The 23,036-nt window shown below is 71.5% G+C and carries 21 protein-coding genes; 19 read left to right on the plus strand and 2 right to left on the minus strand.

Annotated elements, in window-relative coordinates:
* The first annotated feature begins 118 nt into the window (after window positions 1–118).
* Entirely contained in the window at window positions 119–880 is a 762-nt protein-coding gene (locus tag CC117_RS04645) for a DUF2786 domain-containing protein (protein ID WP_071082514.1), read from the plus strand.
* Between the two features lie 146 nt (window positions 881–1,026).
* Here CC117_RS04645 and CC117_RS38675 read toward each other — a convergent pair whose 3' ends face one another.
* The gene (locus tag CC117_RS38675; protein WP_241829842.1) at window positions 1,027–1,236 is read right to left on the minus strand and encodes a hypothetical protein; all 210 of its coding nucleotides are present in this window, start codon (window positions 1,234–1,236) and stop codon (window positions 1,027–1,029) included.
* A 198-nt stretch (window positions 1,237–1,434) separates the two neighbouring features.
* Between CC117_RS38675 and CC117_RS04655 the strand changes: the two genes are divergently transcribed.
* From CC117_RS04655 to dprA, 16 genes are all read left to right on the plus strand, one after another.
* Entirely contained in the window at window positions 1,435–1,746 is a 312-nt protein-coding gene (locus CC117_RS04655; protein ID WP_071082516.1) for an acylphosphatase, read from the plus strand.
* A 505-nt stretch (window positions 1,747–2,251) separates the two neighbouring features.
* Window positions 2,252–2,449, plus strand: coding sequence for a hypothetical protein (locus CC117_RS04660; RefSeq protein WP_071082517.1), 198 nt, complete (start codon window positions 2,252–2,254; stop codon window positions 2,447–2,449).
* 613 nt (window positions 2,450–3,062) lie between these two features.
* Window positions 3,063–6,851: a chromosome segregation SMC family protein gene (locus tag CC117_RS04665; RefSeq protein ID WP_071082518.1), complete on the plus strand. Its 3,789-nt coding sequence runs from the start codon at window positions 3,063–3,065 to the stop codon at window positions 6,849–6,851.
* A 95-nt stretch (window positions 6,852–6,946) separates the two neighbouring features.
* Window positions 6,947–8,221: a signal recognition particle-docking protein FtsY gene (gene ftsY, locus CC117_RS04670; RefSeq protein ID WP_071082519.1), complete on the plus strand. Its 1,275-nt coding sequence runs from the start codon at window positions 6,947–6,949 to the stop codon at window positions 8,219–8,221.
* 489 nt (window positions 8,222–8,710) lie between these two features.
* A complete protein-coding gene (ffh, locus tag CC117_RS04675) occupies window positions 8,711–10,309 on the plus strand; it encodes a signal recognition particle protein (protein ID WP_071082520.1) in 1,599 nt (532 codons plus the stop codon).
* Window positions 10,310–10,573: 264 nt separating this feature from the next.
* Window positions 10,574–11,014, plus strand: a complete 441-nt coding sequence (gene rpsP / locus CC117_RS04680) for a 30S ribosomal protein S16 (protein ID WP_071082521.1) — start codon at window positions 10,574–10,576, stop codon at window positions 11,012–11,014.
* Complete coding sequence (locus CC117_RS04685; RefSeq protein ID WP_006544182.1) at window positions 11,015–11,248, plus strand: RNA-binding protein; 234 nt, start codon at window positions 11,015–11,017, stop codon at window positions 11,246–11,248.
* 39 nt (window positions 11,249–11,287) lie between these two features.
* Window positions 11,288–11,920: a ribosome maturation factor RimM gene (rimM, locus tag CC117_RS04690; RefSeq protein WP_071082627.1), complete on the plus strand. Its 633-nt coding sequence runs from the start codon at window positions 11,288–11,290 to the stop codon at window positions 11,918–11,920.
* A 152-nt stretch (window positions 11,921–12,072) separates the two neighbouring features.
* Complete coding sequence (gene trmD, locus CC117_RS04695; RefSeq protein ID WP_071082522.1) at window positions 12,073–12,846, plus strand: tRNA (guanosine(37)-N1)-methyltransferase TrmD; 774 nt, start codon at window positions 12,073–12,075, stop codon at window positions 12,844–12,846.
* A 371-nt stretch (window positions 12,847–13,217) separates the two neighbouring features.
* Entirely contained in the window at window positions 13,218–13,574 is a 357-nt protein-coding gene (gene rplS / locus CC117_RS04700) for a 50S ribosomal protein L19 (RefSeq protein ID WP_018640599.1), read from the plus strand.
* A gap of 193 nt (window positions 13,575–13,767) precedes the next feature.
* Window positions 13,768–14,961 carry a signal peptidase I gene (lepB, locus tag CC117_RS04705; protein WP_071082523.1) on the plus strand — a complete coding sequence of 398 codons (1,194 nt, stop codon included), beginning with the start codon at window positions 13,768–13,770 and terminating at the stop codon, window positions 14,959–14,961.
* A gap of 11 nt (window positions 14,962–14,972) precedes the next feature.
* Window positions 14,973–15,689, plus strand: a complete 717-nt coding sequence (locus CC117_RS04710; RefSeq protein WP_071082524.1) for a ribonuclease HII — start codon at window positions 14,973–14,975, stop codon at window positions 15,687–15,689.
* A complete protein-coding gene (locus CC117_RS04715; RefSeq protein WP_018640602.1) occupies window positions 15,686–15,982 on the plus strand; it encodes a DUF2469 domain-containing protein in 297 nt (98 codons plus the stop codon). The genes CC117_RS04710 and CC117_RS04715 overlap by 4 nt, the downstream gene beginning before the upstream one ends.
* 311 nt (window positions 15,983–16,293) lie before the next feature.
* Window positions 16,294–16,650 (plus strand): YraN family protein, encoded by a 357-nt coding sequence (locus CC117_RS04720; protein ID WP_071082525.1) that lies wholly within the window; start codon window positions 16,294–16,296, stop codon window positions 16,648–16,650.
* Window positions 16,650–18,188: a YifB family Mg chelatase-like AAA ATPase gene (locus CC117_RS04725; RefSeq protein ID WP_071082526.1), complete on the plus strand. Its 1,539-nt coding sequence runs from the start codon at window positions 16,650–16,652 to the stop codon at window positions 18,186–18,188. Before CC117_RS04720 ends, CC117_RS04725 begins: the two co-directional genes overlap by 1 nt.
* Window positions 18,181–19,410, plus strand: a complete 1,230-nt coding sequence (gene dprA / locus CC117_RS04730) for a DNA-processing protein DprA (protein WP_407673470.1) — start codon at window positions 18,181–18,183, stop codon at window positions 19,408–19,410. The genes CC117_RS04725 and dprA overlap by 8 nt, the downstream gene beginning before the upstream one ends.
* A 101-nt stretch (window positions 19,411–19,511) precedes the next feature.
* On the opposite strand, the gene CC117_RS04735 is transcribed toward dprA, so the two are convergent.
* Complete coding sequence (locus tag CC117_RS04735; RefSeq protein WP_071082527.1) at window positions 19,512–20,123, minus strand: M23 family metallopeptidase; 612 nt, start codon at window positions 20,121–20,123, stop codon at window positions 19,512–19,514.
* A gap of 838 nt (window positions 20,124–20,961) precedes the next feature.
* On the opposite strand from CC117_RS04735, the gene rpsB reads away from it, so the two are divergent.
* Window positions 20,962–21,927, plus strand: a complete 966-nt coding sequence (gene rpsB, locus CC117_RS04740; RefSeq protein WP_071082528.1) for a 30S ribosomal protein S2 — start codon at window positions 20,962–20,964, stop codon at window positions 21,925–21,927.
* A gap of 234 nt (window positions 21,928–22,161) precedes the next feature.
* Window positions 22,162–22,776, plus strand: a complete 615-nt coding sequence (tsf, locus tag CC117_RS04745) for a translation elongation factor Ts (protein WP_071082529.1) — start codon at window positions 22,162–22,164, stop codon at window positions 22,774–22,776.
* Window positions 22,777–23,036: the final 260 nt, after the last annotated feature.

Consider the following 23,036-nt stretch of genomic DNA (forward strand, 5'->3'; position numbering starts at 1 on the left):
TGAAGGTGTTCCGTGAGGGAGCCCCGCCGGCAGGCTGTCGTCCCCGGTTCGGCGAGGCCGTACAGACGGTGTCCTCTTCTGGTATCCACTCCGGAGGAGGACCGTGGACGGAGGCGCCATGAATCCCGACGCTCTGCTTGGCCGCGTCYGCAAGCTGCTGGCGATGGCGGAGGCCGAGGRCCTGCCCGACGCAGCTCGGGAGAACTACAACGCCAAGGCCGCGGAGCTCATCGCCCAGTACGGGATCGACCGTGCGCTGCTGGAGGACGCTGCTCCAGCGGGTGCTGTCGCCGGAGACGTCGTGATGGGCATCGACGCGCCCTACGCGCGGGACAAGATCTCGCTGCTCGCCAGCGTGGCGGACCCGCTGGGCTGCCGGCTCGTCCACCGCACCCAACCTGCAGGCTCGGGCACGGCCCACGCCGCTCACCTGTTCGGCATGGCGGGTGATATCGAACGTGTGCAGATGCTGTTCACGTCGCTGCTCGTCCAGCAGGCGCATGGCCTCGCCGCGGTGCACCCACCACGGTGGGAGGACCCGCGGGCCTTCCGGCGATCCTGGATGGCGGGATTCTCCGTCGCGGTGCGGGACAGACTCGCCCAGGCGGAGGAGGCGGCGCGCCGCCGGGCGGAGGGAGCAGAGAAGCCGCCGGCGGCGGACGGAGCGTCCGAGCGGCGGTCCGTCGCCGTGGTGTTGGCGAGCCGGGAGGGTGTCGTCGACGCTCACCTGGCTCGCGTCTACCCGCGCCTGCGTACGACCCGGGCGCGTCAGCTCTCGGGATCGGGCGGCCGCGACGGCTACCGGGCCGGCCAACGGGCAGATCTGGGGGAGGGGCGGCGCGTGCCGGCGCGGCGCGGAGCGAGGCCGGAACTCGGCTGACCCGCGGGGGCAGGTGACCTGCGCGGGACGACTCGACTCCGCCTTGGTAGACGAGACCAGGTGCGGAGACGACACCAGCTGCGGAAGGCGCGAACGGAGATCCGATCGAATCGGCGTGGCTGTGAAGCCACGCCGATCAGCCTGACCTACAGCTTGCCACCAGGCAGGTTGGGGACGGCGGTCTGCGTCGGGCGCTCACCGCGGGGCGGTGCGTAGCCCGGGCCGATCACCGGTTCAGACGGCACAGCGGCCGGCGTCACGGTGGAGCCCTCGGTGCTGGCATGCGGCACCGGGATCACTCCGCCGTCCTGCTCGAAGTTCTGACCACAGCCGGAGAGGAGGAGTGCGACCCCCATCGAACACACGGCGGCCATGCRCGCCAGCGACCGTCGCCGCCCTGATCGCCCAGGGATGCGCACATGATCACCGACGGTGCTGCCGTTCGACGGCGTCCCCGGATCGCGCCCCGCCGGAAGGGTGGCCTCGGTGCCCCTGTTGAGCTGCGCGCTCTCGATGTACATGGTGTCCACAATGGCTAGTACCCTACCGCTCCGATGAACGAGATTCGCGAGACGAAGGACGCCTCCGGCAGGGACGTGGTCCGCCTCACCGCGAGGGTCGAAGGTCTGGTTCAGGGCGTCGGGTTCCGTGACTACGTGCGTACCAAGGGGCGCCGTATGGGTCTGGTCGGGTCTGCGGCGAATTTGCCGGATGGTGCGGTCGCAGTGATCGCCGAGGGCGAGCGGGGAGCCTGCGAGGCGCTGCTGGAGCTGCTGGTCACCGGACACACCCCGGGGCGCACGGATCGCGTCGATCATGTATGGAGTGACCCGCGGGGCGGATTGGACGGGTTCCTTCGGCGCTGAACGTGCTTCCGGGCTCGATTGAACGAGTGAGTAATCCGCGGCGACGCCCGCACGAACGGAGTCGAACTTCACAGAGAAGGCCGCGTTGACGCAAGTCTGCTTTTGCTCAACGAGACCATGCGATCACAGWGACGACGACGCGATCATTGCTGCGCCTGGATGTGGGGTGGCTCCCTGTTTTCCCTGCACCCGCAGATGATCGCTGCTGGTGACAGGCCCGATCGTGGGAGGCGGCGGGCGCCGGACAAGCCAGGTGTCGACGCCGCCACATGCGCGAAGCGCGGACGAACCTGCTGCGTCTGGTCCCGCGCCATGTGTCCCGTGAGGTGTACGACAGCGGCGATTTTCTGATGTTCGGCGGACCGTGAGTGGGGCTTGTGGCATGCTCTTGACTTTCGGTCGCCTGGCGTGGGATTCTTAGGTCATTCTCTGGGGCGCGCTCTGATCTTTCTGATCTCGTCGCCCCAACATCCCGCTAGGTCACTCATCGTGGAGGACCATCACCATGGCGAAGGCCCTTTTCGGCCACGTCGGTTCTGGYAGCGACATGCGTCTCTCGTACGAGGTACRCCGTCTTCGCGCCCGGGTGGCGGAGCTTGAGGCTGAGCTCACGCGCGTCCGGGCAGTGAACGAGGCACTCGTCGACGGGGTCGACGTCCCCGCTGACGTGCGTTCACTCGAGGTCGAGCCCGCGCTCACCTGATCCGGCTCCGTAGGTAACTCACATCCCGGGCACTTCGGGTGCCCCATATGCAATGTCGTGCACGGTGAGGGCCCCTTGTCTCTTGCCGGGCAGGGATCCTTCATGTCCAGTGCTGCCTCCTTGGGGGGTTGTGCCCGGCGAGTGGGGGTCGAGCTCGGCACGATGAGGCCTTGTTGTGCCATTTTACGGCCACTGGAAGTGGCTGTAACGTCACCCGGAGTGGTTTCTGCTCATTCCGGGTGAGTCATCCGAGGTGTCGGTCTTCTGCTGATCCGACTGATCCGCGGAGGGGCCGGGCCCGGTGCCGAGCGTCCGGCGACAGGTGCGTCCGAGTTGTCGCACACGTTGGCGGTCCGCGCCTGTGTGCGCTGGTGAGCTCCTGACGCCGGGCGTAGCTGCGCTGAGCTGGCGGCTGTTCGTGGCGGCCGTTGTCGCGGCGGGGAGCTGCGGTGGGCGGAATGTCGCAGGTCACCCGAGCTGTGTCCGGGGTGCCTGAGTGGGGTGCGGGGCCTCGCTCGGTACCATGAGCGGGTCGAATGTCGACTGATCTTCGTCCGGGCCGGCGGTTGCCGGCCCGGTCACGGCTTTTCGTCCCTCCGCCGCCCGGAGCCCGGTGCATCTCAAAAGTCTCACCCTGCGGGGTTTCAAGTCCTTCGCGAGCTCGACCACCTTGCATCTCGAGCCCGGCATCACCTGTGTCGTGGGCCCCAACGGGTCGGGCAAGAGCAATGTCGTCGACGCGATCGCCTGGGTGCTGGGCGAGCAGGGTGCCAAGGCTCTGCGTGGCGGCACGATGTCGGACGTCATCTTCGCCGGCACGCCGTCCCGTCCCGCGCTGGGCCGCGCCGAGGTGCTGCTGACGATCGACAACTCTGACGGCGCGCTGCCGATCGAGTATTCCGAGGTGACCGTCGGGCGGCTGATGTTCCGCAGCGGCGAGAGCGAATACACCATCAACGGCACAACCTGCCGCCTCCTGGACATCCAGGAACTGATGAGTGACTCCGGTATCGGGCGCGAGCTCCACGTGGTCGTGGGGCAGGGTCAGCTCGATGCTGTGCTGCACGCACGCCCCGAGGACCGCCGAGCGTTCATCGAGGAGGCGGCGGGCGTCCTCAAGCACCGCAAGCGCAAGGAGAAGGCGCTGCGCAAGCTTGAGGCGATGGCGGCGAACCTGACGCGCCTCACCGATCTGTCCGCCGAGCTGCGACGGCAGCTCGGGCCGCTGGGCCGCCAGGCGGAGATCGCTCGCAAGGCCGGAGTGATCCAGGCTGCGCTGCGCGACGCCCGGCTGCGGCTGCTGGCTGACGACCTCGCGGCGTCCCGGGCCGCGATCGTCTCCGATGCGGCGGACGAGGAGGCGCTGCGGACCCGCGTCACACGGACCGAGCGGGTGCTGGCCGATGGACAGCGGCGGGAGGCGGAACTCGAGGCCCAGCTCGCCGCGGCCGTGCCGCGGGCGTCGCGGGCGGCGGAGACCTGGTACGGCCTCGCTTCCGTCCGGGAGCGGCTGCGGGGCAGCAGATCGCTGGCGGCCGAGCGGTCGCGGCTGCTGGGGGCCGCCGAGGAGCACCGAGGCGGTCGCGACCCGGAGGAGCTCGAGCAGGAGGCCACAGCGGTCCGGGAACAGGAGCTCGCGCTGACCGAGCGGCTGGAGCTGGACCGTGAGACTCTCGATGAGGTGATGGCCCGCCGGGGCTCGCTCGAAGAGCTGCTGGCACACGAGGAGAAGGCCCTGCTCGCCGCCGCGAAGGCGGCGTCGGATCACCGCGAGACCCTGGCCCGGCTCGCAGGGCGGGTGGAGGCGGCCCGGTCGCGCGCCGCGGCCGCCGAGGCCGACATCATCCGGATGACCGAGGCGTTGCAGGCAGCGCACGCGCGGGACGAGGAGACTGCGGGTTCCCGCTCAGCGCTCGACGCGGAGCTTGCGCGGATCGAGACCGCGCGGGACGAACTGGCCGAACGGCACAGCGAGGCCGTTGTCGTGCACGGCGCGGCCAGTGAACGCCTGGATGCGCTTCGCGACGCCGAGCGCGCGGCGGAGCGTGACCGGGCTTCCTGGCAGGCGCGCAGGGAAGCCCTTGAACTGTCCCTAGCTCCCGCTGACGGCGCCAGCGCACTGTTGACCGCGGCCGTGACGGCCAGCGAACGCGCGGCGGCGGGGATTCGGCCGGACGATCAGGAGACGGCCTCCACCTCCGACCCGGCGACCGCCTCCGTGACGGTGGCAGCCACGGCAGCGGGCGTCGGATCGACGACATCCACTGCCACCGAGGCCGGCCGGCCGGGACGGGGAGGGAAGAAGCGGCACGGCCGCGGTGCCCGCCGCGACGAGCCGGACACCATCGTCGAGCTCCCGCCGCTCGATGCGTCGGTCGAGATCATCGGACGACTGGCCAGCTTCGTCACCGTCGCACCGGGCGCGCAGGCGGCGATCGCGGCGGCGCTGGGTCCGGCCGCGGACGCGTTGCTGGTGGGCGCCCCGCAGGATGCTCTCGCGGCGCTGCGCTGGCTGCGCGGATCGGACGCCGGCCGGGCGGCGCTCGTGGCGGCAGACCCGCCGCGCACCGACCGCGGGGAGCCATCCGGGGGAGCATCGTCCGGCGCTGCGCTGCCTGCCGGGTCCGTGCCGGCGTTCGACCTGGTCACGGTGGTCGATGCGCGCTATGAGGCCGCGGTCCAGGATCTTCTCGCAGACACCGTCGTCGCCGACGATCTGGAGGTGGCCGGGCAGGTCCTCGCCTGCCACCCTCAGACGACAGTCGTCACCAGAGACGGCGATCTGCTGGGTCCGCGGGCGGCGCTGGGCGGCAGCGCCACGCCGCCGTCAGTCCTGGAGGTCCAGGCCGCCGCGGACGAGGCGGACCGCGGGGCGATCGAGGCGCTGGCCCGCCGGGAGGCGTCCCGTGAGGACCTGGGCCCGGCCCGTGAGGCCGTGGAGCGGGCCCGCGCAGCCATTGACGCCGCCCTCGCCGAGCGGCACGGGGCAGACGCACGGCATCGGGCGCTGTCCGAGCATCTGGCGCAGATCGACCGCACCCGTGGTACCGCCGCCGGTGAGATCACCCGCCTGGAGCGGTCCAGACTCGCGGCGGAGACCGCGCGCGACCAGGCCTACGGGGCGCTCACCGAGCTGGAGGGCGAGCTCGCGGCCAGCTCTGCCGAGCCGGATGTCGGTGAGCCTTCGCAGGCGGAGCGGGACCGCCTGGTGGCGGCGACCTCGGCGGTCCGCGCGGCGGAGGTCGAGGCGCGGCTGGCGGTGCGCACCAGCGAGGAGCGGGTGCGGGGGCTGCACGGCCGCGCCGAGGCGCTGATGCGGACCGCCGCGGGTGAGCGGACGGCGCGGGCCGCCGCCGCCGCGCGCCGCGAGGTGCGGGAACGCCAGTCCGCCACCGCGGCCGCACTCGCCGCCGCGGCGGACACCGCGCTGGTGGCGCTCGAGGGCTCGCTCGGCACCGCGGCGGCCGAGCGCGAGACAGCGGAGGCGGCCCGCCGGGAGACCGAGGCCGAACTCGGCACCGTCCGCGAACAGGTGCGTGGATGGGCGAACGATCTGGCGGCACTGCGCGACGCCGCGCACCGCGACGATCTGGCGCGCGCCGAGAAGCGGCTGCGCGTCGAGACTCTTGAGGCCAAGACCCTCGAGGAGCACGGGGTCGCTGCGGACGACCTGATCGCCGAGTTCGGCCCGGACGTTCCGGTGCCACCCGACGAACCAGACGGTCAGCCCGTCCCGTTCGACCGCGCGGAGCAGGTGGCCCGGGCGGCCCGGGCCGAGAAGCAGCTGGCCCGGCTCGGGAAGATCAACCCGCTGGCGCTGGAGGAGTTCGCCGCCCTGCAGGAACGTGCGGCGTTCCTCTCCACCCAGCTGGACGATCTGAAAAGCACCCGGCGGGACCTCCTCCTCGTGGTGGACGAGGTGGACGCGCGGGTCCGCGAGGTGTTCGCGACGGCGTTCGCCGACACCGCCCGCGAGTTCGAGATCGTCTTCGCCACGCTGTTCCCGGGCGGCGACGGTCGGCTCGTGCTGACCGACCCGGAGAACATGCTGACCACCGGCATCGAGGTGGAGGCACGCCCGCCGGGGAAGAAGGTCAAGCGGCTGTCGCTGCTCTCGGGCGGCGAACGGTCACTGACGGCCCTCGCCCTGCTGCTCGCGATCTTCCGCGCCCGGCCGTCGCCGTTCTACGTCCTGGACGAGGTGGAGGCGGCGCTCGACGACCGCAACCTCGGCCGGCTGCTGAACGCCGTCGAGGGACTGCGGGAGAAGTCGCAGCTGATCATCATCACCCACCAGAAGCGCACGATGGAGATCGCCGACGCGCTCTACGGCGTGGCGATGCGCGGCGACGGCATCACGACGGTGATCAGCCAGCGCCTACGGGCCCGCGCCTCGGCCTGACCAGGTGCTGGAACCACCCCGTCCGGGTACCTCGTTCGCGGTGGCGCGGGGGGTGGACGAGCGATCGTTGCGCCGCGATCTGTAAGGATCGTGTCGTGGAGCTGGTCATCCTCATCGTTCTCATCGCCGTCGCCCTGGTGGGTGTGGTCGGCCTCGTCGCCGGCAGCGCCCTGCGGGGGCGCACCCGCAGGGGCCCGCGTGGTCTGGGCCACGCCGGCAGGCGCGGGGGTACCGAGCCACCGGGTTCCGTCGCCGGCACCCTCGGTGATGCCCCGCCGGTCCTGCCCACGGGCGAGACCCGGGCGGATCTGTCCGGTCCGACAGCGGTCAGGGCGCCCGCGCCCGTCGAGGAGGCAGAGCCGGCACCCGCCGTCCCCGCCCCCTCCGCCGAGCCGTCCGCCGAGCCGGAGATCGTCTCCCCGCGTACCCCGCTGGACGTCCCCGCCCCGGCGCTCGGCCGGATGGTGCGCCTGCGGGCCCGGCTCGCCCGTTCCCAGAACGCCCTGGGCCGTGGCCTGCTCGCGTTGCTGTCCGGGGACAACCTGGACGAGGAGACCTGGGAGGACGTGGAGGCCACGCTCCTGGTCGCCGACGTCGGCGTCGCGGCGACCACGGAGATGGTGGAGGCCCTGCGTGAGCGCACCAGGGTCCTGGGCGCCCGCACCGCGGCCGACGCCCGCGCCATGCTGAGAGACGAGCTGCTCGCCCAGGTCGGCACCGCGATGGACCGGTCGTTGCGCACTTCGGCGCCCGACCGTCCCGCCATCGTGCTGGTCGTGGGAGTCAACGGAACCGGTAAGACGACCACCTGTGGGAAGATCGCCCGGCTGCTGGTCGCGGACGGACGGTCGGTCGTGCTCGGCGCCGCGGACACCTTCCGGGCCGCCGCGGCGGACCAGCTGGAGACCTGGGGCGGCCGGGTCGGTGCGACGACCGTCCGCGGCGCGGAGGGCGCCGACCCGGCGTCGGTCGCGTTCGAGGCGGTGAAGCGCGGGATCGAGGACAGCGCGGACACAGTGCTCGTCGACACCGCCGGCCGGCTGCACACGAAAGTTGGCCTGATGGATGAGCTGACCAAGATCAAAAGGGTGGTCGGCAAACAGAGCCCGGTGGACGAGGTGCTGCTGGTGCTGGATTCGACCACCGGCCAGAACGCCCTCGTCCAGGCGCGGGTGTTCACCGAGGCTGTCGACATCACCGGCGTCGTGTTGACCAAGCTCGACGGCACGGCCAAGGGCGGGATCGTCATCGCGGTGCAGCGCGAGCTGGGCGTGCCGGTCAAGCTGATCGGTCTCGGCGAGGGCCCGGACGACCTGGCGCCGTTCGAGCCCGAGGCCTTCGTCGACGCACTCGTGGGCGACTCCGCCTGACGGCCGGATCGATCGATCCGTCTTCCCTGACCTCTGCGGACGCAGGGACCACATTCTTGGGCGTCCGCGCTCTTCCCCTGTGGGCGGGTGCGGATCTACGCTTTCCGCGTACGCGGATCCGCCGGGCTCGGTGCTCTCTCGGCGTCAGCGCTGCACTGGTTTCCAGGTCGTACTGGTCTCCCGTGCCGTCTGGCGTCCGGAACTGCACCGGGTTCGCCCGCGATCCGCGGCCAGCCGCGCCCAGGCCTTGTCCCTGGTCCATCCAGTCGGGCTTGTGAGCCTCCGGCGAGGTGTCTCGCCCTCCTCAGCGCAGAGGGCGGAGCCGTCCGGCGTCATGCCGGGTTCCGTGCGGGCACGCCTCGCCGGGCTGGGCAGCGCTGCCGTGTGGCCGGCGGGGAGCGCCGCTGCCGCGCGGCCCCCGGTTCCGGATCAGCGGGTGATGCGTACGCTGGTGCCTGCGGTCCGTCTGCGATCTCGGAGTGTGTGCGCGTGTTCGACACCCTTTCCAGCCGCCTCGACAAGGTCTTCACGTCGCTGCGCGGCCGGGGGCGGTTGACCGACGCCGACATCGACGCCACCGCCCGTGAGATCCGGGTGGCGCTGCTGGAGGCCGACGTCGCCCTGCCGGTCGTCCGCAGCTTCGTCGCGGCGATCCGTGAGCGTGCCCGTGGCGCCGAGGTCAGCACTTCGCTGAATCCCGCGCAGCAGGTCATCAAGATTGTCAACGAGGAGCTCGTCGCCGTTCTCGGCGGCGGGACGACCACGTTGCGTTTTGCCAAGACGCCGCCCACGGTGATCCTGCTGGCGGGCCTGCAGGGAACGGGTAAGACCACGCTCGCCGGCAAGCTCGGCCGATGGCTGAAGACCCAGGGGCACACCCCGCTGCTCGTGGCCGCCGACCTGCAGCGCCCGAACGCGGTGAACCAGCTCCAGGTCGTCGGCGCGCGCGCCGGCGTCGAGGTGTTCGCGCCCGAGCCCGGCAACGGCGTCGGCGACCCGGTGCGGGTCGCCCGGGACGCACTCGCGCACGCCCGCCGGCAGGTCTTCGACGTGGTCCTCGTCGACACCGCCGGCCGCCTGGGCGTCGACGAGGAGATGATGCGCCAGGCCGCCGACATCCGGGACGCGGTCTCTCCGGACGAGATCCTCTTCGTCCTCGACGCGATGATCGGTCAGGACGCGGTCTCCACGGCCCAGGCGTTCGCCGACGGGGTGGGCTTCTCCGGCGTCGTGCTGACCAAGCTCGACGGTGACGCCCGCGGCGGCGCCGCGCTGTCGGTGGCCCGGGTCACCGGGGCGCCGATCATGTTCGCCTCCACGGGCGAGGCGCTCGAGGACTTCGACGTCTTCCACCCGGAGCGGATGGCCTCCCGCATCCTCGGCATGGGCGACGTTCTGACGCTCATCGAGCAGGCGGAGAAGGCCTTCGAGGTCGAGCAGGCCGAGGCGATGGCCGCCAAGATGGCCGCCTCGGAGTTCACCCTCGAGGACTTCCTCGAGCAGATGCTCACCGTGCGCAAGATGGGCCCGATCGGCAACCTGCTGGGGATGCTGCCGGGAATGGGCCAGATCAAGGACCAGCTGGCCCAGGTCGACGACCGCGACCTCGACCGGGTCGTCGCCATCATCCGCTCCATGACGCCGGCGGAGCGGCAGGACCCGAAGATCCTCCAGGCCTCCCGCAAGGCCCGGGTGGCCCGCGGTTCCGGTGTCACGGTGACCGAGGTCAACCAGCTGCTCGACCGGTTCGGCGAGGCCCGCAAGATGATGCGGCAGATGGCCGGTGGCGCCGGCCTCATCCCCGGCATGGGGCGGGGGAAGTCCGCGCAGGCGCGCAAGGCGGCCAAGAAGGGCAAGGGCGCGCGGCGCAGCGGAAACCCGGCGGCCCGGGCAGCCCAGGCGCAGGAGCGCCGCTCGGGCCAGGATCGCCCACCGGCCCTCGGCCCGGGCACCGGCGGTGCCGACCTGGAGGGGATGCCCGACCTCGCGGCCCTCATGCAGCAGCACGGGATCGGCGGGGGCAACGCCGGCGGGAGCGGCCCCGGTGCCGGTGGGAACCCGGGGCACGGGCCCCGGAAGGGCCGCTGACTTCCACCGCAGAGTGGTGTTCGCGCGGTGTTCTCCGGGTCCCTTCGAGCGTGGCGAGCCCCCGGGCGTTGTCCCGGCGGGTGATCTGGCAGACTGTAAGGTCATACAGGCCTTGCCTGCCGGCGTCGGTGTGGCCGCTCGGGTCGGCTCCCTGAGGGAGTTCCGTTGCGGTCGGYCGCCGGCGGTGCTCTCCCGCCATCGGGGCGCCACGGTCCTCCCGTGTGTTCCGGTGGTCACCGATATGTCTGGAGTCGTTCGACCACCGTGGCAACAAAGATCAAACTTCAGCGCCTCGGCAAGATGCGCGAGCCGCATTACCGCATTGTCATCGCCGACGCCCGCACCAAGCGGGACGGCCGTGTCATCGAGGCCATCGGGCAGTACCACCCGAAGTCCGACCCGAGCATCATCAAGGTCGACGCGGACCGAGTCGGGCACTGGCTGTCCGTCGGCGCCCAGCCGACCGAGCCGGTCCTGGCGATCCTCAAGGTCACCGGTGACTGGCAGAAGTTCAAGGGCCTGCCGGCTCCTCCGCCGATGAGGCTCCCGGCACCGAAGCCCGACAAGCGTGAGGTCTTCGCCGAGGCGGCGCGGGCGGCGGCCGCGGCCGACGACAAGCCGGCGACCACCCCGAAGAAGGCCAAGAAGGCGGCCGCTGCCGACGGCGCCGAGGCGGCGCCGGCAGAGCCGGCCGCGGGACAGTAAGTGCTCGAGGCGGCCCTCGAACATCTCGTCCGCGGCATCGTCGACTATCCCGACGATGTCCGGGTCGATCTGTCGAGCAACCGGCGCGGCCGGACGCTGGAGGTACGGGTCCATCCCGACGACCTCGGCAAGGTCATCGGCCGCCGCGGCCGGACCGCCCGGGCGTTGCGTACCGTGATGGGCGGTGTGGGCGGTCGCGGTCTGCGCATCGACGTCGTCGACGTGGACCGTTGATGCCCGCTGTCGGCGCCCGTGGGCACGCTGCCGCGTCCCATGGGTGAACCCGTCGTCGTCGGGCGGGTCGGGCGTCCCCACGGCATCCGTGGGGATGTGACGATCGACGTCCGTACCGACCTTCCGGAGCGGCGCTTCGCGCCCGGGTCCGCCCTGGTCCGCCAGGCCGCGGAGAACCGGGCGGCGGCGGTGGGCACGCCCTCCGCCGGGAGCGGTCCCAACACGGGAGAGGGGCCCGCGTCGCCGAACGCCGTCACTGTGCCGCCCTTCGGGTCGGTCCTGCGGGTGGAGACCTCCCGGTGGCATTCCGGGCGTCTGTTGGTGCGGTTCGTCGGGGTCGCCGACCGTCGTGCCGCCGAGGCGCTGCGGGGCAGCCTGCTGACCATCGACTCCGACGAGTCCGGTCCACCGACGGTGGCCGGTGAGGACGACGACGGTGAGACCTGGTGGGATCGTGACCTGGTCGGCCTGCAGGCACGGACTCCCGACGGCGTGGTGCTGGGTGACGTCACCGACGTCGTTCACTCCCCGGCAGGCGAGATCCTCGCGATCAGCCGAGCGGCCGGTGGGGAGTACCTGGTCCCGTTCGTCCGCGAGATCGTGCCGACCGTCGACCCGAAGGCCGGCCACATCGTGGTCGACCCGCCGCCGGGCCTGCTCGACCTCGACTGACCTCGCGGCGCGACCGTCTGCCGGGCAGCACGACTGATCTGCCGTGCGTGACGGAACCTGCCGGGCACGACGGATCTGCCGGCGCGGCGCCGCGGCAGGGCCCGGCAGGTGTTCTTCCGGGCCACGRCACACCTCAGGCACGAAGGCAGCGGATGCGCATCGACGTCGTGACGATCTTTCCGGAGTACCTGCGCCCGCTGGAACTGGCCCTGGTCGGGCGGGCGGCGGCGCGGGATCTGGTCGACATTCACACGCACGACCTGCGGCAGTGGACGCACGACATCCACCGCACGGTCGATGACTCGCCCTACGGCGGTGGGCCCGGCATGGTGATGCGGCCCGAGCCGTGGGACGGCGCGCTTCGCGAGGTCTGCGAGCGTGATCCGTCCCGCCGGCCCCGGGTGGTCGTCCCCACGCCGGCCGGGAGGCCGTTCACCCAGAGCTACGCTGCTGAGCTTGCCGCGCAGGACTGGCTTGTCTTCTGCTGCGGCCGCTACGAGGGCATCGACGGCCGTGTGGTCGACGCATGGGCGGATGACGAGATCTCGATCGGTGACTACGTGCTGGCCGGGGGAGAGGCCGCCACGCTGGTCATCGTCGAGGCGGTCACTCGGCTGCTGCCGGGAGTGGTCGGTAACGCGGAGTCGCTGACGGACGACTCCTTCGCGCATGGCCTCCTCGAGGGGCCGGTCTACACCCGTCCGCCGGTCTGGGAGGGGCGTGCGGTTCCGGAGGTCCTGCGCTCCGGCGATCACGCGGCCATCGCCCGGTGGCGGCGGGACGAGGCACTGTTGCGTACCGGCCGTCGGCGCCCCGAGCTGCTGGAACGCGTCGATCTGTCGGAACGGGATCGCTCGGTGCTGGCACGGCCTGCTCCGGTGGACCCCGCTCCGGTGAGCCTCGGTCCGGCGGGCAGCACAGGTTGACCGGAGCGGGGCTACCGACCGGACACCGCATTCGTGTGGCACAGTAGGATGCAGTGTCCGCCGGTTCATGACCGACGCTGTTCACTGACCTTGTCCGCTGGCACTTACCATCGATGGCACCATCCACTGATGGCGACTGTCCGCTCACACTGTCGGTCGGCGTTGTCGGTCCGACGAACCGGCGCACCCCACTGGACCGCTCGCCTGGTCCCCGCTGTCCTGGCTTTCCGCCGTTCTGGCGTCTGCCCGCCCGGCTCCGTGCCGGGGCGGCGGCGCGCGCCATGTGGCCGGAGGGCCCAGGTAGCTGACCGGGCACGGCCCTGGGCCCGTTCGATGTATTTGCCTGTGACAACCCTGAGGAAGCGACTGCCATGCACACCCTGGACAGCCTCGACGCCGAGTCGCGCAGGACGGACGTGCCGGAGTTCTGGCCGGGCGACACCCTGAAGGTCCACGTGCGCGTGGTCGAGGGCAACCGCCAGCGCATCCAGGTCTTCCAGGGCGTGGTGATTCGCCGCCAGGGAGGCGGCGTTCGGGAGACCTTCACGGTCCGCAAGGTCAGCTTCGGCGTCGGTGTGGAGCGGACCTTCCCCCTCCACAGCCCGATCGTGTCGCGGATCGAGGTCGTGACCCGCGGTGACGTCCGTCGGGCGAAGCTTTACTACCTGCGCCAGCTCCGCGGCAAGGCCGCCAAGATCAAGGAGAAGCGCGAGCCGGTCGGCCGCTGATTTTCCCGGGTGGGTCGTCCACCGGTGTCCCCCTCAAAGCGGACACCGGGCGACTTGCCGGGTGCGAAACCACTCCACCGCGCGCGCGGTGCATCAGGATGGTCAGGCCGCGGGCTGATCTCGTCAGGTCGCGGCCCTGGCGGGTCTCTGCCCGTCTCATGACGAACGACGGCCGACCTGACGAGGTGGCGCAGTGAGTGGATCGGACCGCGGCTTGCCCGAGCCGTTCGACGGCCCCGCCGGGAGCGTTCCGGCGCCAGCCGGCGCCGGCCGCGGTGATCTCCCCGGTGCCGAGGGCCCTGCCGTGGACCAGACGGACGTGCTCAGCGTTTCCGACGCTGCCGACGACGGTCCGGGCGATTCGTCCTCGGCCGGACCGCACGCCGGCGAGGAGAGCGGCGGCACGTCGGCCGCCACGGGGCGGCGGGTCTCCCGGCCGGCAGGTGGAAGGGACCACGGGCGTGGCTCGTTCCTCCGCGAGCTGCCGATCCTCGTGTTGGTGGCCTTCCTGCTCGCGCTGCTGATCAAAACCGTCTTCGTGCAGGCGTTCTGGATCCCGTCCGAGTCGATGGAGCGGACACTGCTCATCGACGACCGGGTCCTGGTGAACAAGGTCGTCTACCACTTCCGTGACGTGCACCGTGGCGAGATCGTCGTGTTCAACGGCCAGGGCACCGGGTTCGAGCGGGAGTCCGTCGTCGTCTCGCCGCCGAGTAACGGGTTCAGCCGTCTCGTCCGCAACGTGCAGGAGCTCCTGGGGCTCGGCGCGCCGAGCGAGAAGGACTTCATCAAACGGGTGATCGGAGTGGGCGGCGACGTCGTCGCCTGCTGTGACGGCGCGGGGCGTGTGACGGTGAACGGCAAGGCTCTCGACGAGCCGTACGTCTATGAGAACGACTTCCGTGACTTCGGGCCGATCACCGTTCCGGACGGCGACCTGTGGCTGATGGGTGACCACCGTTCCCGTTCCTCCGACTCCCGCCAGAACGGCCCCGTTCCGCAGGACAAGGTGATCGGTCGGGCCTTCGTCCGGGTCTGGCCACTCGGCCGGTTCGGGATGCTGTCAGTGCCGGGAACCTTCTCAGGTGTGCCGTCCGCGACGGGTGCTCCCGCATTGCCTGGCGCTGGCGCCGGGCCGCCTCAGCCCGCTGCCTCGGGGCCGCTCGGGTCCTCGGACGCGCTGCTGACCCCCCTCGCCGCGCTGGCCCTCGTGGTTCCGCTCCGCCGCCGTACCGGCCGGCGGCGACCGGACTCGGGCCGGTCGAGCGCGGAACGCCCGAGCACAGGGCGGCGGGCCATCGGTCGGCGGGCCATCGGTCAGCGGGAGCGGAGCGGGACGCGCGGGCGGGACAGGTGGCCGTGGCGTGACGCGGGTGGTTCGCCCTGATCTCGACGCAGGTGCGCGGGGCGGCGATTCGCAGCGACGCCGGCCTCTTCGGCTACGAACGGGCGCTGGTCCGCAGCGGTCTTGGGTCGGTGGCCGGTGTGGATGAGGCTGGCCGGGGCGCATGTGCGGGGCCGCTGGTCGTGGCCGCGGTGGTCCTCGACCTGCGCCGGACGCGGCTGCTCGACCGGCTCACCGACTCGAAGCTGCTCACCGAGCGCATCCGCGAGGAGGTCTACGCCGACGTCCTGGCGAGTGCCGCCGCGGTGGCGACCATCGTGGTCTCCGCGGCGGACATCGACCGGATCGGTGTGCATGTGGCCAACATCATGGGTATGCGCCGAGCAGTGGCGGCACTCGACGTCCGGCCGGGCTACGTGCTGACGGACGGGTTCGCAGTCGCGGGCTTCGGGGTGGAGTCGCTGGCGGTGATCAAGGGGGACCGTGTTGTCGGGTGCATCGCCGCGGCGTCGGTCGTGGCCAAGGTGACCAGAGACCGGATCATGCGTAGTTTGCACGAGCGGCATGCCGAGTACGATTTCGCGCAGCACAAGGGGTACGTCACCGCGGCGCACAACGCCGCGTTGGCGCGGTACGGGCCGTGCGAGGAGCACCGCCTGTCCTACGTCAACGTCGCCGCTCAGGCGGCGCCGGCAGGAAAGACACGATCGTTGCGGCTGGAGGACAGAGTTGGTATGACCAGCCTGCATGGCGCCACGGAGAGCGCATGAGCGCGGAGGATCTCGAGAAGTACGAGACCGAGATGGAGCTCCAGCTCTACCGCGAGTACCGCGATGTGGTCGGGTTGTTCTCGTACGTGATCGAGACCGAGCGGCGGTTCTATCTGGCGAACGACTATCAGATCGAGGTCCGCAACAGTTCGGACGGCGAGGTCTTCTTCGAACTCACCCTGCGGGACGCCTGGGTCTGGGACATGTTCCGTCCTGCACGTTTCGTGAAGAACGTTCGGGTTGTCACGTTCAAGGACATCAACGTCGAGGAACTGACCAAAGCCGAGCTCTGAACCCCGAAGCCTGGCACTGAGATCGGGGACCCGGCTGCCTGGGCTCCGTTCCGCTCCGCCTGTCGTGCCCGTTCCGGCCCCGTCCGTCCCGCGCTGTCGGCGGTTCGGCCCGCGGTCAGCGGGCTGCTGGGGGCTGCCCTTCGCGATGTTCGCGCGTGCGCCTGCGGTCACGCGGGGGACGAGGGCCGCCGAGGGGCTGTGGACGGAAACAGGTTGTCCACAGGGAACCGTCCGAGCCGCATCCGCGGCCTGAGCACACGCAACCTGATCTCACCGACGGGCGATCGACCCGCGGTGGGACGGAGACTCGGATGCGGGTCAGTCAGCGGTTCGGCAGGTTCGGTGAGGACGTCGCGGCCCGTCATCTCAGCGCGGAGGGCGCGGAGATCCTCGTCCGGAACTGGCGCTGCCGCGAGGGCGAGATCGACATCGTCGCCCGCCAAGGCGACCTTCTGCTCTTCTGCGAAGTGAAGGCGCGTGCTGGTACCGGATACGGCAGCGGCGCCGAGGCGGTCACCGGCCGCAAGGCGGCCCGGATCCGGCGGCTCGCCGTGCGCTGGCTGGCGGAGCATCCCCAGCCGCCCGCGATCGTGCGCTTCGACGTGCTCTCGGTCTCTCGGGAGCAGCAGGGCGCGGTGCGCGTGGATCACCTGCGGGGAGCCTTCTGATGGCGCTCGCCCGTTCTCTGGCTGTCGCCGTGGTTGGTATCGAAGGGCACCTCGTCGAGGTGGAGGCCGATCTGGCGAACGGCCTGCCCGGACTGACACTGATCGGCCTGCCCGACGCGGCTCTGCACGAGGCGCGCGACCGGGTGCGTGCCGCGGTGGTGAACTCGCGCGAGCGCTGGCCGGACCGCAGGATCACCGTGGGCCTCTTCCCCGCGACGCTGCCAAAGTCGGGCAGCGCGTTCGATCTCGCCATGGCCGCAGCGATCCTGGGCGCGGCCGGCGCCGTGCCGCGTGCGGCCCTGGCCGGCCGGATCCTGATCGGTGAACTCGCCCTCGACGGGAGGCTCCGCCCGGTGCGCGGTGTCCTGCCGGCCGTGCTCGCGGCGGTCGGGGCCGGGCTGGAGCGCATCGTCGTCCCGGCGTCGAACGCCCGGGAGGCCGCGCTGGTGCCAGGCGCGGTGATCGAGCCCATGCACGACCTCGCGGGCGTGCTCGACCTGCTGCGCGGCCGCCCCCGCCTCGACCAGGTCCTGCCGGAGGCGGCGCCCGCGGCCCGTCCTGATCCGTCCGAGCTGGATCTCTCGGACGTCGCGGGTCAGGCCCGGGGGCGCCTCGCGGCCGAGGTGGCCGCGGCCGGCGGCCATCACCTGTATCTGCAGGGCCCTCCCGGCACCGGCAAGACCATGATCGCCGAACGGCTGCCCGGCCTGCTGCCGGCTCTCGACACGGCAGCGGCGCTGGAGGTCACGGCCGTGCACTCGGTCGCAGGCGTCCTCCCCGTGGGCGAGCCGCTGGTGACCAGGCCTCCGTTCCGGAGCCCGCACCATTCGGCCACTCCGGCCGCGCTCGTCGGCTCGGGCTCCTCGATCATCCGTCCAGGGCTTGCCAGCCAGGCACACCACGGCGTCCTTTTTCTTGACGAGGCTCCGGAATTTGGACGCAGTGCACTGGATGCRCTGCGCCAGCCGCTGGAAAGCGGCCAGGTCGAAATCGCCCGAGCCCGTGCGACGACCCGTTTTCCGGCCCGGTTCCTGCTGGTCCTTGCCGCGAACCCGTGTCCGTGCTCTCGGGCGCGTGGTCCTCGTGATCTCCGCTGCGACTGCCCGAGCACCGCGCGCCGTCGTTACCTCGCCCGGTTGTCGGGGCCGCTCCTGGACCGGATCGACATCCAGATCGCGCTGACCTCACCCAGCCGCGCCGAGCTCAGGGCCGACCGGGACCTGGCGGGCTCCTCGGCCGCCGCCGCCCAGCGGGTCCACCAGGCGCGGCGTGTGATGGAACGTCGCTTCGCCGGAACTCCCTGGCGTCGCAACGCGGAGGTCCCCGGCCCCTCACTCCGGCGTCGCTGGCCGCTGCGTTCGGAGGCCACCCGCCTTGCGGACCGCGCCTTCGAGCGGGGCCTGCTTACCGCCCGGGGGCTGGACCGGGTGTTCCGTGTCGCCTGGACCATCGCGGATCTCAACGGCCAGGAGCGTCCTGGCCCCGAAGAGGTGGGGCTGGCGCTCGACCTCCGTCTGCCCGGAGGCCGGCATGAGTGATCTGACGGATCTGATGGATCAACAGCCCACGCCGCGGGTGTCCGTGGCGCGGGGAGATGCCGTTCCACGGACGCTGGCGCGGATCGGGCTCAGCCGCATCGCCGGCCAGGCCCGTTCCGACCTGAACGCTCAGCTACGCACCTTCGGTGACGTCGTGTTGTGGGAGCGGCTGCGGTCGCAGCACCCGGGCATCGACCCGGAGCAGGACATCGAGGCCGCCGCGCGGGTCGGGGCACGCCCGATCTGCCCAGGCGACGTGGACTGGCCGGCCGGTCTCGACGCCCTGGACCGGATCAGCGGCGTCGGGAACTCTGACGTCGGTGCGCCGCTTGTCCTGTGGGCCAGGGGAGAGGCCGCCCTCGGCGACATCGCCCCGCGGGCAGTGGCGGTCGTCGGCTGCCGGGCGGCCACCGACTACGGCACCCGCCAGGCCGAGGAGATCGGCCTGGGGCTGGCCGAGCGGGGCTGGACGATCGTCTCGGGTGCGGCGTTCGGCATCGACGCGGCTGCCCATCGCGGTGCGCTGGCCGGCACGGGCCCGACGATCGCGGTGCTCGCCGGCGGTGTCGACGTGCCCTATCCGGCGGCCCATGCCGACCTGCTCGACGAGATCGCCGCGAACGGTCTCGTCCTCAGCGAGACACCGCCGGGAAGCCCGCCGTATCGACGGCGCTTTCTGACCCGGAACAGGATCATCGCCGCACTGGGCTCCGGCACGGTGCTGGTCGAGGCCGGGCTCCGCAGCGGAGCGTTGAACACCGTCCGCCATGCCCGTCGTCTCGGTCGCACCGTCATGGCGGTGCCCGGGCCGGTCACCAGCGCGATGAGCGCCGGCTGCCACCGGCTGCTGCGGGACCACCGGGAGGAGACGGTGCTGGTCACGAGCGCAGGTGACGTCTGTGAGGAGATCGGCGGTATCGGCGAACTGGAGGACCGTTCGACCGGCCCCGTCCTCGCTCGTGACGGGTTGTCGGATCTTGTCCTGGAGCTACTGGACGTGATGCCGGCCCGCTCCGCCGTGGGTGTCGCGGAACTGGCCGGCCGCGTCGGTTGCCCACCGGGCACGGTGCTGGCCCTGCTCGGCCCGCTGACGGTGGAGGGCCTGGTCGAGGTGACCCGAGCCGGTTACCGGCTGACGGCGCTCGGCCGCTCCTCCTCCTCGCAGAGTCGCCGAAGGCAGTCCGCCGCGAGCCCCACCCAGGGGAAGCTGACCGGGCTCTGACAGGTCCGCGTCGTCCGGCGCCGCGGAAGCGTGCCGCCCGGTCCGGTCAGGGAGCTTCTGACCGGACCGGGCGGCACTGTCCTCCGCGGACCGGAATCTCCTCAGAGAAAGGGAAGCAGCCGGGGTGGGGTCCTGCGGAAGAAGCCGAGGGGATTGAGGTACTCCGCGGCCCGCAGCACTCCCCAGTGCAGGCAGGCGGCCTCGGCGCAGCCCGGGTGACCGGCGTCGAGCAGCCCGATCACCGCGCCGGCGGCGACCGGGTCGCCTTCACGCACCAGCGGCCGCACGGGTTCGTAGGTGGTCCGCAGCGAATCGTGGACCACGGTCACCACCCATCGATCGCCGACCCATCCCGCGAACCCGACCACGCCGGACCGGGCCGCAACGACCTGGCCCCCCGCAGCCGAGCGCAGGTCGACCCCACGATGTCCAGGGCCGTAGGGATGCTCCGGTGCCTGGAAGCCCCGGGCCACCGAAACCGGCGGCAGAAGCGGCAACCTCCAGTCGTCGTTGCCGGCCAGGCCGGGCGGGCCCGGTGCTGGCGGCGTCGACGGGGCAGGCGGAGCGGACGGGACAGGCGGAGCGGACGGAGCACGCGGGCCGGCTTCCGACAGGGCCCGGACGGGCACACGCCCCGGGCCGATGGTCGTGATCAGCATCGCGAGGGCGGGGATGACCAGCCAGGCCAGGTGGCAGCGGGATCGGCGTGGCATGACGCGTCGCCTCCAGATCGGCGGTGGGGGCTGCCGCCGTCCGGTCGCTGGTGGGCCCGGTCGGCGTCAGCGGGCAGGCCTGGATGTGGGCCGGTGACGCGGCCACAGCAGTGATGACGGCACGGCGGTCGGATCCCTGTCGGGTTTGGATCCGACCGCCGCCCGGCTGGCCGGCGGGGGCCTGAACTGCCAGCCACATCAGAATGCTCCGTATCGAAGGCAAAAGTAGATCTGTGAAGGCAAATGTGGATAACCTGAAATGAAAGAGCGTTGTTCGTGTCTGTGTGTGGTCTTCAAGGGGTGGTCCTCCGGCTGGGGGCCGAGGTGGGCCGGGCCAGGCCGCTCGGATCCGCCGGACCTCCGGCTCCCCGCCGYGGCCCGAGCGCCGGGGCGGGCCGCCGGCGTCCCGCCCCGGACCGGGGTATGAGCTGGGTCGATCGGAGCCCGAGGGGGTCCCGACCAGCGTGGGACGGTCGGAGTGGCGGCCGGGTGGTGCCGGCCGCCGCCAGGGGAGCCGTCAGCAGGGCCGGGTATCATCGACATGGAGTCCATTAGCTGGGGTCACCCCGGCGCTGCCAATCTCCTGGGCCTCTGATGCCAGGGGGTTTGCGCCGCGTGGTCCCCGGCACTGGTCGAGATCGGTCGCGACCGATCTCGACCACCAAAGGACTCAGTTCGCACGCCTGCTCCCGGTGATGACCGGGAGGGCCTCCTCGGTCCGCCGTGCCTTCCACGGCGGCCACGGCCGCTCAGGCGTCAGGGGCTCCGGCTGTCGCCGGAGCCGTCACAACCGAGGCGTCCCGGTTGACGTGCCGGGCGGGAAGGGAGCGACGGGATCATGGCCGTCGTCACCATGAAGCAGCTCCTCGAGAGCGGCGTTCACTTCGGGCACCAGACGAAGCGCTGGAACCCGAAGATGAAGCGCTACATCTTCACGGAGCGCAACGGGATCTACATCATCGACCTGCAGCAGACGCTGTCCTACATCGACCGGGCCTACGACTTCGTCAAGGAGACGGTCGCCCACGGGGGGACGGTCCTGTTCATCGGGACGAAGAAGCAGGCCCAGGAAGCGATCGAGGAGCAGGCCCAGCGGGTCGGTATGCCCTTCGTCAAGGAGCGCTGGCTGGGCGGGATGCTCACCAACTTCTCCACGGTCTACAAGCGGCTCCAGCGGCTCAAGGAACTGGAGGAGATCGAGCTGACCGGCGGCACCGAGGTGCGCACGAAGAAGGAGCAGCTCGTCCTCACCCGGGAGAAGGCGAAGCTCGAGCGCACGCTCGGCGGTATCCGGGACATGAGCCGTGTGCCGAGCGCGGTCTGGGTCGTCGACACCAAGAAGGAGCACATCGCCGTCGGTGAGGCCCGCAAGCTGGGCATCCCGGTCGTGGCGATCCTCGACACCAACTGCGACCCGGACGAGGTCGACTACCCGATTCCGGGTAACGACGACGCCATCCGCAGCGCGGCCCTGCTGACCCGGGTCGTGGCGGACGCGGTCGCCGAGGGCCTGATGTCCCGTGCCGGCGCGTCCAGCAACGCCGAGGCGAAGCCCGAGCAGTCCACGGGCGACGAGCCGCTGGCGGAGTGGGAGCAGGCGCTGCTGCGCGGGGATGCCGCGCCGGCGGCCGACGCGGCCGTGCCCGTGGCGGAGGCTGCGGCACCGGCGGCCGAGGCTGCGGCGCCAGAGGCCGCTGCGCCAGAGGCCGCTGCGCCGGCGGCGGAGCCGGCCGTCCCCGCGGCGGACGAGGCGCTGGCCCCCCAGGAGCAGACGCAGCCCGACACCGTCGGCACCGCGGTCTGACCTGTATGACCTCAGGTTCTCCGGGATGCCCACGGCGTCCCGGAGAACCCGTGTTGGCCCCGCCATGCGGCCTGCGCTCGTGGCAGGGCCAGGCGACCGTCCGGTAGGACGCCGACCGCTCACGGGCGGCTGCGGTCAGTACCGGAGGCGCCGCGCAGCGGCGTCGCGTATGTCCCGACGCCGAGACTTCAACGCCCACCATCGCCAGCATTCGGAACTGACGAGAAGAGCACCATGGCAGACATCACAGCCGCCGACATCCGCAAGCTCCGGGAACTGACCGGCGCGGGGATGAGCGACGTCAAGAAGGCGCTCGTCGAGCACGACGGCGACTTCGAGAAGGCCAAGTCCTGGCTGCGGGAGAAGGGGCTGGCGCAGGTCGCCAAGCGCGCCGGACGCAGCACGGCGAACGGCCTGGTCGAGTCCTACCTGCACCGTACCGACCCGCAGCTCCCGCCCACGCTGGGCGTGCTCGTGGAGCTGCGCTGCGAGACGGACTTCGTCGCGAAGACGGAGGACTTCAAGCAGCTCGCTCGTGACCTCGCCCAGCACATCGCTGCGGCCGACCCGCTGTACGTGAGCGCGGACCAGGTCCCGAACGAGGTTCTGGAGTCCGAGCGGAAGATCTACGAGGCCGCCGCCCACGAAGAGGGCAAGAACGAGAAGGCGATTCCGAAGATCGTCGAGGGCCGGATCAACGGCTACCTCAAGAGCGTCGTCCTGTTGGACCAGCCCTGGGTCAAGGACGGGAAGCTCACCATCCGCGCGCTGCTGGAGCAGGCCGGATCCGCACTGGGCGAGAAGATCGAGGTGGGCCRCTTCGCCCGCTTCAACGTCCGGCAGGCCTGAGCGGACCCACGCGGCAGGCGGACCGAGACGGCCGGGCACCGGGCGGAGGGGACAACATCTCCGTGGGTGTCCGGCCGATGTCGGTTTCGCCGACTATCGACACCTTCCGCGATCGAAACGGTCGGTGATCGACCCTGCCGAGGTCGATGCCTGACGATGCCGGGGACCGGGGGATCCGGAGCGGGTATGGGGCCCCACCGGGGCAGCCCGCCCGGCCACGGTCCGCGCCCGCCGACGCGCCACGCGGGCCCACGGGCAGC

It is taken from the genome of Parafrankia colletiae (assembly GCF_001854655.1).
In the GTDB taxonomy this organism is placed as follows: domain Bacteria; phylum Actinomycetota; class Actinomycetes; order Frankiales; family Frankiaceae; genus Parafrankia; species Parafrankia colletiae.

Excerpts from the sequence above, each read along its gene's own strand:
- rpsB (WP_071082528.1), top strand. The coding sequence starts at position 20,962 with ATGGCCGTCGTCACCATGAAGCAGCTCCTCGAGAGCGGCGTTCACTTC.
- dprA (WP_407673470.1), top strand. The coding sequence starts at position 18,181 with ATGAGTGATCTGACGGATCTGATGGATCAACAGCCCACGCCGCGGGTG.
- CC117_RS04720 (WP_071082525.1), top strand. The coding sequence starts at position 16,294 with ATGCGGGTCAGTCAGCGGTTCGGCAGGTTCGGTGAGGACGTCGCGGCC.
- CC117_RS04735 (WP_071082527.1), bottom strand. The coding sequence starts at position 20,123 with ATGCCACGCCGATCCCGCTGCCACCTGGCCTGGCTGGTCATCCCCGCC.
- CC117_RS38675 (WP_241829842.1), bottom strand. The coding sequence starts at position 1,236 with ATGGGGGTCGCACTCCTCCTCTCCGGCTGTGGTCAGAACTTCGAGCAG.
- trmD (WP_071082522.1), top strand. The coding sequence starts at position 12,073 with ATGCGCATCGACGTCGTGACGATCTTTCCGGAGTACCTGCGCCCGCTG.
- rimM (WP_071082627.1), top strand. The coding sequence starts at position 11,288 with ATGGGTGAACCCGTCGTCGTCGGGCGGGTCGGGCGTCCCCACGGCATC.
- CC117_RS04715 (WP_018640602.1), top strand. The coding sequence starts at position 15,686 with ATGAGCGCGGAGGATCTCGAGAAGTACGAGACCGAGATGGAGCTCCAG.
- rplS (WP_018640599.1), top strand. The coding sequence starts at position 13,218 with ATGCACACCCTGGACAGCCTCGACGCCGAGTCGCGCAGGACGGACGTG.
- CC117_RS04655 (WP_071082516.1), top strand. The coding sequence starts at position 1,435 with ATGAACGAGATTCGCGAGACGAAGGACGCCTCCGGCAGGGACGTGGTC.